Here is a 15,468-nt window from a genome sequence, read left to right as displayed (position 1 = left end):
GAGCGGCATTTGTGAATCATCAGGCCTTGAAATTTCTATATATTACTCAATTTTTATCCGCATTTGCTGATAACATGGCACTATTTGTGATTGCTAATTTGCTAAGACAAAATGGATTTTCTCCTGTTGCTCTTGCCCTGGTTTCCATGGCATTTTTCTTGCCATTTATTTTGATGGCACCTGTGGTGGGACCCATAGCTGATAAGTATTCGAAAACAACCATTTTACTCGCGGGTAATCTGTTGAAACTACTTGGCATCGTGTTATTAATGGTGGTAGATCACCAGAGTATTGTGGCGTTGATGGTCAGTTACTTTACCGTAGGCATAGGAGCTGTCGTTTATTCACCCGCCAAGTATGGCATATTAGTGGAGCTTACTGGGAATGAAATGGAGTTATTTGAAGCTAATTCACGGATTGAAGCCTATACGATACTTGCGATTCTGCTGGGTATTGGTGGAGGAGGCGCAATTGCAGCAATTACTAGCGCGGGCGTTTCTTCTAGCATCTGTTTGCTTCTCTTTGCAGCTTCAATCGCTATGACCTTTTTCATTCCCATGCAGCGAGGCAACCCCCACATTAAAATCGGCGAAGAAATTCGATTGTTTTTTGATAATTTTCGTTTGCTTTATCGCCATCCGGCTACGCATTACGCACTGGTAGGAACAGGGGCATTCTGGATGAGCTCAGCGGTGCTACGTATTGCTGTCCTTGCCTGGATTCCCCTTACATTAGGCTTTGCAGAGGATGACTTTCGGGTATCGCTCATCCTAGCTACGACTTCAATTGGTATTATTGGTGGAGCTTTCTTTGCCCCTAAGGTTATTCCATTATCCAGATTTACCAAAGCGATTCTCTATGGGTTTCTTATGACGGGCTGTATCATGGTGTTTCCTTGGATTCAATCGACATTCATTGCTATCTTGATGTTGCTTGCTGTTGGTTTTATGGGTGGTGTATTTATCGTTCCTATGAACACCGTGATTCAGGAACAAGGACTTCAAATAATTGGATCAGGTAAGACCATTGCTGTCCAAAATTTTGTGGAGAATGGTTTGATGTTAGGAGGAACTGCTATTTACTATGCGGTGGCCTATATGGGAGGATCTGTTTCCTTTGCTATTTTATTTCAAGGAATTCTACTCGCAGTTTTTCTCGGTTATTTGGTAATAAAAATTCCAGAAGTAGATCGGGCTCGGACGAAACGGATATAAATGTCACAAAAATGATCCATGGATGAATAGATATAAATATGAGATGATGGAAAATGAAAGAGTTTTCATAATTCAAACGTCAGTTAAAAATCGGCACAAGGTGATGAAATGAAACGCATAGAGCTGATTATGCAACAGATCGTATCCATATCACGAGAAGGTAGGGCAAGTAGCGCTCAAGAGTTGGCTGAAATTTTATCGTTAAGTCGAGCTAATGTAAGCTCTGATTTAAACCAGCTATGGAAAGAAGGCCGAATTGAGAAAGGTACAACCCGCCCCGTGCGATTCTCTTTACCTGGTACTCAGCCTGAAGCTTTATTGAATAAGGAGAAAGTGCGAGGGTATCTGTCTGAGAGGGGGCAAGCTGAAGCAAAAGTGGCTTGGGATCGTAATATACCTCAGAGCGTCAATCAGCTACAAGCTAGTGTGATGGACCAGTTGGCTAAAGATTGTCAGAGTTTAACGGCACTCATTGAACAAGCTAAAGCAGCCTTGCTCTATCCACCTCATGGCATGCATACACTCCTATTTGGTGAGACAGGTGTAGGAAAAACCATGTTTGCTGGACTCATGCACGAATATGCTGTGGAAAAAGGAATTTTAACGGCCTCTGCTCCGTTTATCACATTCAACTGTGCAGACTATGCTCACAATGCTCAGTTATTGGTGAGTCAATTATTTGGCGTAAAAAAAGGTGCATACACTGGTGCAGATAGTGACCGTCCAGGGTTAATGGAAACGGCTAATAGGGGTATTTTGTTTTTAGATGAGGTTCATCGCTTGCCATCAGAAGGACAAGAGATGCTATTTACTTTCATCGATAAGGGCTTTTACAGGCGTGTAGGCGAAACGGATGGAGTGCGTCAGGCCAATGTAAGATTAATTGCGGCAACAACTGAAAATCCTACCTCTGCACTACTCGCTACTTTTACCAGACGTATTCCTATGATGATTTCTCTGCCTTCCTTAAAAGAACGAGGACTGGAAGAGCGTTTGCAGTTAAGTAAGCAATTTTTTCAAGAAGAGTCTTATCGATTAGGAAAAGATATCCATGTTTCAGGGAATTCTATCCGTGCTCTTCTACTGTATCACTGTCCGAATAACATCGGTCAATTGAAGACGGATATTCGGCTTTCCTGCGCAAAAGCATATGCCGATTTTATCTCTTTACGAAAGACAGAAATGCAGATTACTACAGCAGATCTTCCTCCTCATGTAAAAGAAGGCGTGTTACACGTGGAACAAAACAGACAAAATATGGAGAAGCTTATCGGAGAAAGAAAATATTTTCTATTTCATCCAGACCAAGAGCCATATTTATTAGAAGATTCGTCTGTTATTGATAGTAATATTTATGAGCGGATGGAACAAAAGATCGTTAAACTACGGGCTACAGGTGCATCTGATACAGAATTATATACAGTCTTAAATAGTGAAATCGAGAAATATTTTACTAATTATCTGACTAATGTACGAAAAAGCTTTAATCAGGAGGATGTACTGAAAATCGTTCACCCTGAGATTGTCCATTTAGTCGAAGACATTGTAGGATATGCCGAGACTATTTTGAGTAGAAAATTAACACGCAATGTCCTACTGGGAATGTCCTTGCACATTCAGACATTGATTGATCGTATTGGAAGGGGTAAAACGATTTCTAATCCGCAGTTAAATCAGATTAGCAAACTGCATAAAGCTGAATTCATGGTGGCTCTTGAATGTGTGAGCAAAATAGAAGAGGCGTTTGATCTTGAAATACCGTTAGATGAAGCAGGTTTTCTCTGCATGTTCTTTGTACTTGATGAAGCACAGCCTGAAGAGATCAAAAATTATGTAGGTATTCTCGTCATGATGCATGGAAATTCTAGTGCTACTTCTATGGTAGAGGTAACAAACCGCCTCTTGGGCACCAATCATGCTGTCTCATTGGACATGCCTTTAGAAAAACCACCACATGAATTATTAGAGCAGGCTAGGGAAATTGCCAGAACGATCGGAAATGAAGAAGGATTACTATTTTTAGTAGATATGGGCTCCTTACTTACCTTTGGTGAAATCATTCAAAAAGAATTAGGGATACCAGTAAAAGTTATTCCATTGGTGAGCACCACCCATGTTCTAGAAGCTACGCGCAAAGCAATATCAGGCTCTTCTTTAGATGAGATTTATCAAAGTGTGCTAGCTGTATCCAGCCACGAAATTCAAGAGCAGTCAGTTAAACGGGAACGAAAAAAACTCCCTAAACAAGTAATTGTAACGGCGTGTCTGACAGGAGAAGGAAGCGCACTTGTAATTAAAAATCTGTTGAAAAATTATCTCCGTTTTCATAACGAATCACTACAAATTATTCCGATTACCTGTGTAGATCAACATAAGGCCAAACAGGAGTTAGAAGCACTAAAAGAGAAGCGACAAGTTTTGTGTACAGTTAGTAATTTCCGGCTGGATATAGAGGTTCCTCAATATAATATTGAGCAAGTTTTAAGCTTACAGGCCATTCCAGAGATTCAGCAGATTATCGATCAAGAAGAAATTTACCAAAAAATGGGAGAAACACTTGAATCCCATTTAAAATATCTCTCAGGCGAACAAGTTTTGTCAGATGTACGTGCTTCTATAAAGCGAATGGAGAAGGAGCTTCAACAGGACTTATATCAGGATGAATTAATGGGAATTACATTGCATATGTGCTGTATGATAGATAGGTTAAAAGGTAGAGAAGAAGTAGCGGTATTTAAAGAAAGGGAAGCGTACAAGCAAAATTATAAAGAGATGTTTACTGCGATACAACGGCATATACAGCCGATTGAAATGACATATGGCATCATGGTGGAAGAAAATGAAATCTGTTATCTTGTAAAATTTTTTCTCATGAGTGAAGCAAATCAGTCTCAAATATAATCAAACACTACTTGTTCTTAAAACGAAACACTACCACATTAGTGTTTCGTTTTTCTGTGGATGAGCAATACACTATGCAAAAACAAAGAGATACCTGCCTACATGTATAATCATTAGTGTTTTGGCATAGCACTTGCATAATTAAGAAAATGTAAACACTTACATGACTAGAAGGGGGCATATAAAGATGAATATCGTACTATGTTGTTCAGCAGGAATGTCAACTAGCCTACTTGTAACTCGAATGGAGCAGGCAGCAAAGGATTTGGGAATAGAGGCAACCATTTGGGCTATATCTGCAGATGACATGCGTGATAACTGGGATAAAGCAGAAGTCGTGCTACTTGGTCCACAAATCCGCTATAAATTAGCAGAATTAAAAAAAGAAGGCGATGCGAGAAATATCCCAGTTGATGTGATTAACCCTGTAGACTACGGTATGGTAAATGGTCAAAAGGTTCTCGAATCAGCACTAAACATGAAGAAATAGATAGGAGTGATATCGATGGACAGACTCGTTCAATTTTTCGAGAGAGCTCTGATGCCCATTGCGGGTAAAGTCGCCGGGCAGAAGCATTTACAAGCTATTCGTGACGGTATCGTATTAACAACTCCCCTGCTAATTGTCGGGTCCTTATGCTTAGTTATTGGTTTTATTCCAATTGAAGGCTATGATGATTTTATGAAGGGAATTTTTGGTGAATTATGGCGTACTAAGCTGCTTTACCCGGTAGGAGCTACTTTTGATATTATGGCACTCATTGCTAGTTTTGGTGTAGCGTATCGGTTAGCAGAAAAGTATAAGGTCGACCCTTTATCTGCGGCCGCCATATCTGTTGCCTCCTTCTTATTGGTAACGCCATACAATACGATGTTTACACCGCCTGGTACAGAAACAGCCTTACAGGTTAGTGGTGTCATCCCTGTAACATTAATGGGTAGCCAAGGTTTGTTTGTTGCCATGATTATAGCTCTTATTTCAACTGAAATTTTCCGTATTGTTATTCAAAAGGATATTGTTGTAAAAATGCCTCCAGGTGTGCCACCAGCGGTTGCGAAATCTTTCGTTGCTCTTATTCCAGCTTTTATAGTGCTGGGAACGTGCTGGATTATTCGATTAATTATGGAAGTGACCACTTTTGAAAGCGTACACAATATTGTTAAAACCCTGTTGGGTGTTCCATTACAAGCATTAGGTTCTAGCTTTGCAGGTGCTTTAATTGCCGTTATTCTTATTCACCTTTTATGGGCTTGCGGTCTACATGGAGCTAATTTGGTTGGTAGTGTAATGAGTCCAATTTGGTTAACTCTGATGGATGCGAACCGAGCTGTATATATGAGCAACCCAAATGCAGAATTACCAAATGTTATTACAAGTCAATTCTTTGATCTCTGGCTTTATATCGGTGGATCAGGTACAACGCTCGCCATGGTTGTTGCAATGGCCTTTATGGCGAAGAGTCAACAGATGAAGAGTTTAGGTAGGCTTTCTCTTGCTCCAGGGTTATTTAACATAAACGAGCCGGTGATCTTCGGGATGCCGATCGTAATGAACCCTCTTTTAATTATACCGTTCGTAATAACTCCAGTTGTTTTATTGTGCGTCTCTTATTTTGCAATGTCCACGGGACTTGTAGCGAGACCAAGTGGTATATCCGTACCTTGGACTACGCCATTGTTAATCAGCGGTTATCTAGCGACTGGTGCTAAAATGTCTGGATTGTATCTCCAATTAATTAACTTTATATTGGCATTTACGATTTACTATCCATTCTTCCGTCTGTGGGATCGTCAAAAATACAGAGAAGAGCAAGAGGCAACAAAAAATCAAGCTGCTAACACATTACAAGCATAAGAAGGACGTGTTGAGCAGGTACAGAAAGGGGTAATCGTTACGAAACTGATCATAAATGCAGACGATTTTGGTTACTCAAGAGGAGTCAACTATGGAATTATTACTTCTCATGAACGTGGGGTTGTTACTTCAACTACTATGATGATGAATATGCCTGAGGTGGCGCATGCCTTCCAACTGGCAGAACAACATCCAGCGCTAGGAGTAGGAATTCACTTGGTTCTGACTTGTGGGAAACCAATCAGTGACGATGTACCTTCTTTGGTAGATGAATCAAGTCGCTTTCACTCGTTACGGGATGTATTTGACAAAATGAATACAGAAGATGTTGAGAAAGAGTTTACACGTCAGTTGGAAGCATTCCTCTCATACGGGAAGAAACCAACCCATATCGATAGCCATCACCATGTACATGGGCATGAAAAGGTATTGCCTATTGTGCTGAAATTGGCGGAGCGGTATCATTTACCGCTTCGTCTCTTCCACACACATGATGAAGCGAACATGCTACAAGCAGGCGTACGGAGCACTGTAGCTTTTGATCATAATTTCTATGGAGATGATCTTTCCCTTGAGTCTTTGGAAAAAATCCTGGACAAACATGTTGGAGTGGAGTCGCTAGAAATCATGACACATCCCGCTTATATCGACCAACCTCTTTACCAAGGAAGTAGCTATGCACTTCAACGTATGAACGAATTGGTGATTCTGACTGACCCGCACGTTAAAGAGCGGCTGAATTCCCGAGATATAAAATTGATTACATTTGAACAACTTGGCTGACAGTGGGTCATGGGATAGGAGGCTAACCATATGGAAATTACAGATGTAGCTTTTCACATTATATTACATGGTGGCAACGCAAAGAGCTTTGCGATGGAGGCAATTGCGGCAGCAAAGCGAGGAGAGATAGAGGAAGCACGCAAATTAATGGACGAGGCCACCGCAGAGCTACGCGAGGCTCATCATATACAGACTTCTTTAATTCAGGAAGAGGCTGGTGGACGTAAAACTGAATTAACGTTATTAATGATCCATGCGCAAGACCATTTGATGAATGCGATCACGGTTAAAGACCTAGCAAATGAATTCATTGATCTTTATGCAAAAATGAACATCGAAGGGGGACATACAGTTGAGCGGAATTAAAATTGTTACCATTGGCGGTGGCTCCAGCTATACACCAGAGTTGGTTGAAGGCTTCATTAAGCGTTATGAGGAATTACCTGTGCGTGAACTCTGGCTAGTCGATATTCCTGAAGGAAAAGAAAAGTTAGAAATCGTAGGAAATTTAGCAAAACGCATGGTGGAGAAGGCTGGCGTTCCGATGCAAATTCATTTGTCATTGGATCGTAGAGAAGCGTTGCCTGGGGCAGATTTTGTTACGACTCAATTACGTGTAGGTCTGCTAAAGGCACGTGGATTGGATGAAAGTATACCATTAAAACACGGTTGCATTGGTCAGGAGACAAACGGTGCTGGTGGTTTATTTAAAGCGTTGCGTACAATCCCAGTTATTTTAGGCATTAGCAAGGATATGGAAGAGCTTTGCCCGGATGCGTGGCTCATTAATTTCACGAATCCGGCTGGAATGGTGACAGAGGCGGTTCTACGCCACAGCAATATTAAAAAAGTAGTCGGTCTTTGCAATGTACCTGTTGGCATGAAAATGGCTGTTGCTAAAATGCTAGATGTAGATGGTAGCCGTGTGCACATTGATTTTGCAGGATTAAATCACATGGTCTTCGGGACAAATGTCTATGTGGATGGCAAGAAAGTTACGGATCAAGTAATCGAAAAGCTGACAAGTGACGAAGAAAATGGACCATCCGTGAAAAATATTGTAGATATGGGCTGGGAAAAAGAGTTCATTCGTGCACTTGGTTTATTGCCTTGCCCGTATCATCGTTATTACTATCAGACAGGACCAATGCTTGAGTATGAATTAGAAGCGGCAAAAAAAGAAGGAACCAGAGCCGAAGTGGTTCAACAAGTGGAAGCGGAATTGTTTGAACTGTATAAAGATCCAGAGTTGGCCATCAAGCCACCGCAACTGGAGAAACGGGGCGGCGCTTACTACAGTGACGCGGCATGTAACTTAATATACTCTATTTATAACGATGTGCGTGATATTCAGCCAGTTAACGTTCGGAACAACGGAGCGATTGCAGGCATTTCACCTGATTCAGCTGTAGAAGTGAACTGCGTAATTACGAAAGAAGGACCTGTGCCAATCTCAGTCGGCGAGCTACCTATTGCCGTAAACGGATTGGTTCAACAAATTAAATCCTTTGAACGAGTATCTATTGAGGCAGCAGTGACGGGTGATTACCATAAGGCGTTGCTAGCGATGAGCATTAATCCACTAATTCCATCTGATAGCATCGCCAAAACTATTTTAGACGAAATGCTGGAAGCGCATAAGCCTTATCTACCGCAGTTTTTTAAAGAAGAAACAGCGAAAGAGACAGCAGAAGCTGGTAAAGCATAAGTTTGAACCAATAATCTAGAAACTAGCTAGTAGTTTGTTTACAAAAAAGCACAGGGGGTTGTCAAAGCGGAATGTTGGTCATTCTCGCAATATCAACCTTCTGTGCTTTTTTGAATCATTTCAATGAAGATTTGTACATGTATTGTTATGAAATCATTTTCAAACCAATTGCAGCGGATACGATCATCAGAATAAAAAGAACTCGTCGCCATTCTTTAGGCTCTTTGTAAACCAGCATTCCCAGTAACGCGCTCCCAACTGTACCGATACCAGTCCAGATCGCGTAAGCTGTACCCATTGAAATACTTTTCATGGATAAGGTCAAAAAGGTGAAACTAAGACCGAATCCACCAATCAAAATGAGATAGGAAGACAAGCTGTGTTTCATCGAGACTTTTTTTAATCCCAGCACACCAATTATTTCAAAAAAACCTGCAAAAATTAAGAAAGCCCAACCCATGATTAGCTCGCTCCTTTCATTTTTGTTTCTTTGGTTCCAGAATCATCGGATGTAATTAATTTTAGTCCAATGACACCAGCTAGTAATAAGGCAACAAAGCCTAATTTAGCAAGGTGGAAAGGTTCACCAAACAACAACATCTCTGTCAAAACGGTACCTGTAGTGCCGATTCCTGTAAAGACGGCATAGACGGTCCCGATTGGTAAATTTTTGGTTGCGCGGATAAGAACGTCAAAACTAAGGGTAATAATAATCAACGTTCCAGCCCATTCATACCAATGAGAGGAGTATTTAATCCCCGCGATCCAAATAATTTCTAATAATCCGCCGATTAGTACGTATGTCCAGTTCCGGTTCATAATATGTTTCCTCCAAACCTTTTACTTGTGTAAGTGAAGCTCAATCCCTTTAGCGAAAATTTTCCATGAAGCAGACCAACGTTTTTCATATCGTTCTGATCCACCAAACAATAACTCTGCAAACAGACCATCCATCAAACAAAGAAACGCAATCGCGGCATCTTGTGGCTCATCAACCTGTATTTCTCCCAATTGGTTTGCACGCTCAAACAAGGGGACTAGCATAGTCTCCAGTTCATCGAAAAACTGATTGGTCACTTCACTAACGGGTTCCACCATGCTAGATGGGGGAAAGAAAGCCATCCGTAGCCAAAAGGTAAAGGTGCCGTCTTGATCAAAATTTGCTTTGTAATTGTTTAGCATGTGGGGTAACAGGACAGATAGGTGTTGATCTTGATTGACAAGAAAGAAATGCTGAATATAGGCTGTCTCTTTTGCAAACACATCATGTATCAAATGTAAGAAAAGGTCTTCTTTTGCCTTGAAGTGGGCATAAATGGAAGGTTTTTTTATCCCTACCTCATCTGCAATTTGAGCAAGCGATGTTCCTTCATAGCCATGTAGAGCAAAACACTGCAATGCAGCTTCTTTAATTTTGTTTGCAGTCATATCGCAACCTCCTACCTAACGTTCGTTAGGCAAAGCATCTCACATGACTTTACTCTTGTCAAATGTAAAATTCTCCAAAGTAGGGCATCAGCAAGATCAGAAGAGGAGGAATGATACTTTCTAAATAAAAGTGTTGACAAAATCTCTATTAAAAAGTACCATACTAATATAAGGTAAGTAAATATATATTAATGTATTGCATGCAACAGGTCTAACTAGGCAAATAATAAGCTACATACATCAGAAGGGATGATTACAAACATGGCAACAGTATTGTATATTACAGCAAATCCGAAATCTGTAGAGGAATCTTTTGGGCTAAGTGTGGGAGAATCTTTCTTGGAGGCCTATCGTCAAGAAAACCCGCAAGATGAGGTAGTCCGTGTTGATCTATTTAAAGAAGATATTCCAATGATTGATGGTACAGTGTTGGACGCATGGAACCAATTGCGTCAAGGTACTGCATTTGGTGACTTGTCTCCAGAAGCTCAAGCTAAAGTTGGCCGCATGGGAGAAGTATTGGAGCAGTTCTTACAAGCAGATCGTTATGTATTCGTAACACCAATGTGGAACCTAAGCTTCCCTCCAGTTGTAAAAGCATATGTTGACAACCTATTGATTGCTGGCAAAACATTTAAATATACAGAAGCTGGCCCAGCTGGTTTACTAGATGGCAAACAAGTTCTTCACATCCAAGCCCGTGGTGGTATGTACTCAGAAGGTCCTGCTGCTGACTTCGAATTCGGTGATAAATATTTAAAAGCAACAATGAACTTCATCGGTATCACTGAATATGAAACATTGGCAGTAGAAGGTATGAACGCACTTCCTACTGAAGCAGAGAATATCAAAGCGAAAGCGAAAGAACGTGCTACTGAAATCGCTAAAACGTTTGGTAAATAAAGAGAAATAAGCTACACGGAAAAGACCAGTTTTTGCAAAGTTAGTAAGCTTTTCATAACAAAATCATTCAGCGAAGCATAAAAAAACGCCATGGCTTATAAAAGCTGTGGCGTTTTTCAATGCTTCCTGATAATCAATAATCCCTGTACGAGACAGCGTGTTAAGGGCAATGATTGTAAATTCGGCTTTTGGATAAAGCTGTCTCCATTTTTCGCGAGTCCAGTTACTATTACGGACCATACTGCGATAATGCTCGCCAAAACCAATGGAATCTGTGTTTAGCTTCTGTGTTCGAGCAATCAGTTTCTCACCCGCACGATGGGCATCAATTTCTTGTGTTTGCCAAGAGTAATAAGGAAGAGAAGACAAGGTTTTATCGTTCACATTTTGGAGCAGTACCTGTCTCCTTTTTTGTGTTATTTTTTGTATGATATTGCTAGTAAATTCTTGATATAGCAAGGGTTTACATGCTTCGCGTCGAGATTTTATGAAAGTATAGAATACGAAAATAATCCATGCTATAATAGCGAGGTAAAATAGAAGCGGCTTCTTAAGATATGATCAGCACACTCTCTTTTACCCAATAGGGAAGGAGGTGAGTACATAAAGGTACATAGAGGTATATCAGACGTTGTCTCTGATGTTCATGTTTGGCATGTTCTTTTTAGCCTTGATTATTACTTATCTAAAATAAAAAACCTCTCTTGAGCTGATTAGGCGAGGAGATCATTTTTCACCAAGAAGTTATGAGCGAGCTACACTCTTTAAGGGATAGTCTATTGTATGGTCGTGAATACAGAGCACCTACATCGTTTTGATCTTGGCTAAATAGGGGATATATTATGAAAAGCTTTTTGTATGTATTGTTTGGATTTATTGATTCATTCTCCATTTTATTTTTAACGTTTAAAGCATTTAGATTGCCAGTCAGTATGTATTTGAGAGATTTCACAATTATGGCTACAGCACTATCCATAACATCATTTGTAAATAGGGTGTTATTAGAAGTGGATCAGATTGATGTTGGAGCACAATTTTTTTTGATTGTAGTGTTTTTTAGACTCCTGTTTAAGATAAGACTTTATGAATCAGCTTTAATTACAGCTATTGGGTATCTAAGTTACCTAGGAATACAATTTGTCATATACCCTGTTCTCTTATCTTTTGGTTGGGTGACACTAAGTGATGGTAAGAGTCTTGTAGAGTGGGGAACCTTCTTGATTCAACTTATCACCGATGTGACTGTCTTGTTGATAGGTTGGCTCATTGGTATGTTTAATTTTGGATTCTCTTTCATTATGCAACCACCCCATGACTTATATCAAAAAGGAAAACTGGATGCCTTAAAGATAAGGATCATTTGTGGATTGGTTTTAGGGATTATTACTATTTCTTTTGATACATATTGGATTTTTATTTTTAAAGGCGACATATGGGTGTTGATACTGCCTATTTTGGCCCCTCTATTTCTTTTACTTCGGTGGTTAAATAGGAGGGACAAGATTATTGATTGAAAAACTGTCGGAAGTTATGTCTCTGAAAATAAAAAACGCAAGTCCAGAGCGTACGAATAGCGTAGCTGTATTATCATACGCTCTTTCTATTTTGCTCAATTTCTTGTTCATTTGTTTCTTTTTGTTTCTTATTGGGGTTTGGACAGGTAGGTTACAGGATACTTTCATTGCGTTGATGTCTTTTGTGATATTACGTTTTTTTTCTGGGGGATATCACCTAAAATCATTAGATCAATGCGTCATTGTTACGACAGCGATTATTGCAGTGATTCCGCATATTCCTGTAAACTACATTCTTGTATATATACTAACGGTTATCAGCGTAATTTTAGTACTCTTTCATGCACCTAATAGTACATATGAAAATCTGACCGTACCTCGAAAAGTGCTGGTATTAAAATTATTCGCTGTTTTGCTTGTAAGCATAAATTTCGTTATCGGTTCTCCCATAGTAGCATTATCTTTCTTTGTTCAATCCTTGTTATTGATTCCTGAAGGGAGGTGAGTGTCAAATGAAAAAACTTATAGCAGAAACTACTTCGGCTATACTTACCACTGTAGCTAGAGCTTTTGCTGTTTCTTACAAAGCTAGCATCGGTAGTCCAATTGTTCCAGAAGAATTAAAAAAGCAAAGTGAAGCAAAATGAGACCTAGGTTAACAGGAATTAGAGTCGAAAGAAAGTACGATGAGTCAGATTTTGTAGAATTTGGAGTGGAAGAGGTTAATTATGTAGATCTCTTTAGACCAAAAAAGAATTCGGATAGCATTTTACGCTTTCATACTAACAAAGGTGTGTTTCTTGCCGTGACTACATTAGAAGGAATTCGTGCTTCTTGGGGGAAATACGGATTTGTTTCATTAGATGCTGTAAATGTTGTCAATCTCGAAAACATTACTTATGTAGTTGAGAATGCATTATTCATCAGGGCTTACTTCGGTGACGGTTCTTATACAACAGTTTCTAGGTCTAAATACGAATTAGTTAAACATCTGAAAAAAAAGAACCATCCAGATTGACTGGGTGGTTCTTTTTTTGGCATAAAATTATACAGTTATTTTTATGGAATGTAAAGAAAAATTGAAGGGGGTACAACAGGGTGACTTTTTCTTCATTTTTCGACAAAAAATTCTATAATTTAATGATAAATTTTTATAAGCAAAAGAATTTTAAAGTAGGTGAAAAAAATGGAGATAAACACGGTAAAACTTACAGATTATACAAAAATGAAAGCCGTTGAATTAGCCGAACTCTATTTGATAGAAAATAAAGACTACAGTATAAATTCCATTATTTGTTTTATAGAAAAAATCATTGAAGATGCAAAAAAGCGCCATAATCAGTTTGATTACTGATTAGGACGGTTTTTGTTTTTTACGATTTCAACAGCTGCGTCAATCATTGTGCCGATGTTCATTTGTATATCCTCGGGTAAAGATAGAAAATCGTTAATTTTTTGCATTTGCTTCGAAGTTAGTTTTTCTAATTTTTCTTTTGGTAGGTATGCATCCACTAAAGAAAGATCGTGCCCCGATTGTTCGCTGGCTCGTCCGAGAAGATAATCTACAGTAACAAAATAGAGATCAGCTAGTGTTATAAGAGTATCATTATCGGGTTGTGAGTGATCATTCTCATATTTGGAGATAGTGGAGTAATCAAGTCCGAGTTTATTGGCAACTTGTTCTTGTGTTAGTTTTGCTTTTTTTCTAGATTTTTGTAAACGTTGACCAAATGATGACATATACTCACCCCATTTTTATAACAATTATACGACAGTTGAATTATCTTCAAAAGAAACATGAAGATAATTCAAGTAACGCAAGTATATAATTTGAATTTTTTTCAAGTTTTTTCTCGGAAAATAATCATGGACATATACAACATGACTAGTTATCCCTACTATCAATGTCAAAAATACTAGCTATTTAACCTCATTATAATGGTTTTTAAATAGATTTTGTTCGCCTTTAACTTGAAAAAACTTCAAGTTTTATGGTGGACAAGAGTAAACAAGCATCAAGGAATTTATGAAGCGTAATATTACAACAAATGATACATAGGATAGCTATTCAACGTCATGTGAGAACGTTTGGTTAGCCTTTTTGAGTTGAATGCTCGTTTCATTTCCTTTACAATAATAACTATATTAATGATAATCATTCTCAAATAATGAAGGCGTGTTAAGATTGATAACTATGATAAGAAAAGGGGAAATAAATTGAAAAAGATATATGTCGACCTGCTAGATGAAATGTTTAATATTCATTTACTAGAGCCTAAGGGAGCTTATTGTTCAATACCTGCCACTGACTTACTTAACGAGAGCCAAATGCGAAAATTTCTTGATCAATATGCCCCAATCATAAAAGCATTAGATGATACCGCTACAGCAGCGTATATTGCTAGTTGGTTTCTTACGATGGCTACGGGGCTTCAGTATATGGTGTCCGTGCAAAACAAGGCTCTGGATTTGTCACTTACCAATTTGATCATACATATGAGTCCAAAAAAAGAGGGATCATACACCCGTATCTCCTTTCAACTACGGTCTTGGACGGAAACGGAGGCTCCTTGGGATGGGGTAGAGAGACAGGAATGGAGAAGAGAGGTTCTTTCCTATTTATACGGTAAGACATTGCGTCCCCTTTTGGAGTGTATGTCTGCCGTTACTGGATTTAACGTTGGTCAGATGTGGGGGCAATTGCCAACGAAATTCCATTACTTTATAGAAGATCTTGTGGAAAAAACAACTGAATCTGAAGGAAAGCAGCGTGTGATTGACGATTTCGATTTTTTAAAGCAAGAGTTGAGTTCAAGTGTCTTTGGTCGTAATAAGAATCCGTTTGATGTCAAAGTACGGTTGATTGAACACTTGGAGGACCCAACGAAGCAACTACGTATGAAAAACGTATGTTGCAGATATTTTATGACCGAGGGAGCCGATTATTGCTACACCTGTCCTCGTATGAGAGAAGAGGACAGAGAGGCAAGAAGAATTAGGCATCGGTCCGAAATAAAAAAGGCGAATGCATAATTTTGCTACAATACAAATTACTTATAACAAGCGAAAACGTACGTTGTTTTGTGTGAGACAATCGTTTGGCGTGCTACACCTACTTTGATAGAGAGCTCTTCTTGCGCCCAACCAAGAAGGGTTCTTTTT

Annotated in this window: 17 protein-coding genes; 12 read left to right on the top strand and 5 right to left on the bottom strand. The window is 39.2% G+C overall.

The genetic code is table 11. The annotated features are described in order from the left end of the window. Positions 1-11 precede the first annotated feature (11 nt). The 7 genes from lplT to EEL30_22940 all read left to right on the top strand — a co-directional run bounded on the left by lplT (position 12) and on the right by EEL30_22940 (position 8,461). Complete coding sequence (gene lplT, locus EEL30_22970) at positions 12-1,214, top strand: lysophospholipid transporter LplT (GenBank protein ID QDX94895.1); 1,203 nt, start codon at positions 12-14, stop codon at positions 1,212-1,214. A gap of 108 nt (positions 1,215-1,322) precedes the next feature. Further along, positions 1,323-4,115, top strand: coding sequence for a sigma-54-dependent transcriptional regulator (locus tag EEL30_22965; protein ID QDX94894.1), 2,793 nt, complete (start codon positions 1,323-1,325; stop codon positions 4,113-4,115). Between the two features lie 187 nt (positions 4,116-4,302). Then, positions 4,303-4,605 (top strand): PTS sugar transporter subunit IIB, encoded by a 303-nt coding sequence (locus EEL30_22960; protein QDX94893.1) that lies wholly within the window; start codon positions 4,303-4,305, stop codon positions 4,603-4,605. A 15-nt stretch (positions 4,606-4,620) separates the two neighbouring features. Next, entirely contained in the window at positions 4,621-5,970 is a 1,350-nt protein-coding gene (gene celB / locus EEL30_22955; protein QDX94892.1) for a PTS cellobiose transporter subunit IIC, read from the top strand. A 33-nt stretch (positions 5,971-6,003) separates the two neighbouring features. After that, positions 6,004-6,753, top strand: a complete 750-nt coding sequence (locus EEL30_22950; protein QDX94891.1) for a chitin disaccharide deacetylase — start codon at positions 6,004-6,006, stop codon at positions 6,751-6,753. Positions 6,754-6,783: 30 nt separating this feature from the next. Next, a complete protein-coding gene (locus EEL30_22945; protein QDX94890.1) occupies positions 6,784-7,119 on the top strand; it encodes a PTS lactose/cellobiose transporter subunit IIA in 336 nt (111 codons plus the stop codon). Further along, positions 7,106-8,461 (top strand): 6-phospho-beta-glucosidase, encoded by a 1,356-nt coding sequence (locus EEL30_22940; GenBank protein ID QDX94889.1) that lies wholly within the window; start codon positions 7,106-7,108, stop codon positions 8,459-8,461. Before EEL30_22945 ends, EEL30_22940 begins: the two co-directional genes overlap by 14 nt. Before the next feature lie 145 nt (positions 8,462-8,606). Here the strand turns inward: EEL30_22940 and EEL30_22935 are convergent, their stop codons facing one another. From EEL30_22935 to EEL30_22925, 3 genes are read right to left on the bottom strand one after another with little or no spacing between them, the layout of a single operon-like run. Continuing rightward, positions 8,607-8,921 carry a QacE family quaternary ammonium compound efflux SMR transporter gene (locus EEL30_22935; protein QDX94888.1) on the bottom strand — a complete coding sequence of 105 codons (315 nt, stop codon included), beginning with the start codon at positions 8,919-8,921 and terminating at the stop codon, positions 8,607-8,609. Between the two features lie 2 nt (positions 8,922-8,923). Next, entirely contained in the window at positions 8,924-9,283 is a 360-nt protein-coding gene (locus EEL30_22930; GenBank protein QDX94887.1) for a multidrug efflux SMR transporter, read from the bottom strand. Between the two features lie 18 nt (positions 9,284-9,301). After that, positions 9,302-9,889, bottom strand: coding sequence for a TetR/AcrR family transcriptional regulator (locus EEL30_22925; protein ID QDX94886.1), 588 nt, complete (start codon positions 9,887-9,889; stop codon positions 9,302-9,304). Positions 9,890-10,138: 249 nt separating this feature from the next. Between EEL30_22925 and EEL30_22920 the strand changes: the two genes are divergently transcribed. Continuing rightward, positions 10,139-10,792 (top strand): FMN-dependent NADH-azoreductase, encoded by a 654-nt coding sequence (locus EEL30_22920; GenBank protein ID QDX94885.1) that lies wholly within the window; start codon positions 10,139-10,141, stop codon positions 10,790-10,792. 63 nt (positions 10,793-10,855) lie between these two features. Here EEL30_22920 and EEL30_22915 read toward each other — a convergent pair whose 3' ends face one another. After that, positions 10,856-11,317, bottom strand: coding sequence for a hypothetical protein (locus EEL30_22915; GenBank protein QDX94884.1), 462 nt, complete (start codon positions 11,315-11,317; stop codon positions 10,856-10,858). 317 nt (positions 11,318-11,634) lie between these two features. Between EEL30_22915 and EEL30_22910 the strand changes: the two genes are divergently transcribed. From EEL30_22910 to EEL30_22900, 3 genes are all read left to right on the top strand, one after another. Continuing rightward, positions 11,635-12,306, top strand: coding sequence for a hypothetical protein (locus EEL30_22910; protein ID QDX94883.1), 672 nt, complete (start codon positions 11,635-11,637; stop codon positions 12,304-12,306). Continuing rightward, the gene (locus EEL30_22905) at positions 12,299-12,811 is read left to right on the top strand and encodes an accessory regulator AgrB (GenBank protein ID QDX94882.1); all 513 of its coding nucleotides are present in this window, start codon (positions 12,299-12,301) and stop codon (positions 12,809-12,811) included. The genes EEL30_22910 and EEL30_22905 overlap by 8 nt, the downstream gene beginning before the upstream one ends. Before the next feature lie 138 nt (positions 12,812-12,949). Beyond that, positions 12,950-13,324 carry a hypothetical protein gene (locus EEL30_22900; GenBank protein ID QDX94881.1) on the top strand — a complete coding sequence of 125 codons (375 nt, stop codon included), beginning with the start codon at positions 12,950-12,952 and terminating at the stop codon, positions 13,322-13,324. Positions 13,325-13,653: 329 nt separating this feature from the next. Here EEL30_22900 and EEL30_22895 read toward each other — a convergent pair whose 3' ends face one another. Continuing rightward, the gene (locus tag EEL30_22895) at positions 13,654-14,046 is read right to left on the bottom strand and encodes a helix-turn-helix domain-containing protein (GenBank protein ID QDX94880.1); all 393 of its coding nucleotides are present in this window, start codon (positions 14,044-14,046) and stop codon (positions 13,654-13,656) included. A gap of 477 nt (positions 14,047-14,523) precedes the next feature. On the opposite strand from EEL30_22895, the gene EEL30_22890 reads away from it, so the two are divergent. Then, positions 14,524-15,339, top strand: a complete 816-nt coding sequence (locus EEL30_22890; protein QDX94879.1) for a (2Fe-2S)-binding protein — start codon at positions 14,524-14,526, stop codon at positions 15,337-15,339. The last annotated feature ends 129 nt before the right edge of the window (positions 15,340-15,468 follow it).

This window comes from Brevibacillus laterosporus, from assembly GCA_007833815.1.
In the GTDB taxonomy this organism is placed as follows: Bacteria; Bacillota; Bacilli; order Brevibacillales; family Brevibacillaceae; genus Brevibacillus_B; species Brevibacillus_B laterosporus_D.
The sequence above is the reverse complement of the archived record's forward strand: the minus strand, read 5'-3'. Positions and strand labels throughout refer to the sequence as shown.

Coding starts and splice junctions, on each gene's coding strand:
- EEL30_22965 (QDX94894.1), top strand. CDS start 1,323: ATGAAACGCATAGAGCTGATTATGCAACAGATCGTATCCATATCACGA.
- EEL30_22960 (QDX94893.1), top strand. CDS start 4,303: ATGAATATCGTACTATGTTGTTCAGCAGGAATGTCAACTAGCCTACTT.
- celB (QDX94892.1), top strand. CDS start 4,621: ATGGACAGACTCGTTCAATTTTTCGAGAGAGCTCTGATGCCCATTGCG.
- EEL30_22945 (QDX94890.1), top strand. CDS start 6,784: ATGGAAATTACAGATGTAGCTTTTCACATTATATTACATGGTGGCAAC.
- EEL30_22935 (QDX94888.1), bottom strand. CDS start 8,921: ATGGGTTGGGCTTTCTTAATTTTTGCAGGTTTTTTTGAAATAATTGGT.
- EEL30_22925 (QDX94886.1), bottom strand. CDS start 9,889: ATGACTGCAAACAAAATTAAAGAAGCTGCATTGCAGTGTTTTGCTCTA.
- EEL30_22920 (QDX94885.1), top strand. CDS start 10,139: ATGATTACAAACATGGCAACAGTATTGTATATTACAGCAAATCCGAAA.
- EEL30_22910 (QDX94883.1), top strand. CDS start 11,635: ATGAAAAGCTTTTTGTATGTATTGTTTGGATTTATTGATTCATTCTCC.
- EEL30_22900 (QDX94881.1), top strand. CDS start 12,950: ATGAGACCTAGGTTAACAGGAATTAGAGTCGAAAGAAAGTACGATGAG.
- EEL30_22895 (QDX94880.1), bottom strand. CDS start 14,046: ATGTCATCATTTGGTCAACGTTTACAAAAATCTAGAAAAAAAGCAAAA.